At 52.4% G+C, this 246-nt stretch carries 1 protein-coding gene; it reads right to left on the reverse strand.

Features of this window, described 5'->3' with window-relative positions:
* A partial coding sequence (locus QVO66_RS10440; protein ID WP_369678051.1) for a primase-helicase family protein occupies nt 1-246 on the reverse strand: 246 nt, incomplete at both ends.

The following is a 246-nucleotide window of genomic DNA, read 5'->3' on the forward strand; positions in this document are numbered from 1 at the left end:
GATGAGCAGCTTGCCCGCCCAGTCGGAATTGAACTGTCTGCGGAAGTCCTCATTAGTGTTGAACGTCACGTTGTTTTGGAATACGGCTTTCAGGAAGTTCAGGAACGTGCTTTTGCCCGTGTTCCTCTCTTCGGACACGAGCAGGAGGATGGGCAGTTTCTGAACGGGATAGAGGTAGAGCAGCTGCAAGTAGTCCATGCCCAACTCGTACTGTTCGCCGAAGATGTGTTCCACCAACGAACGGAT

It is taken from the genome of Prevotella sp. CAG:255, from assembly GCF_000431195.1.
Lineage (GTDB): Bacteria > Bacteroidota > Bacteroidia > Bacteroidales > Bacteroidaceae > Prevotella > Prevotella rara.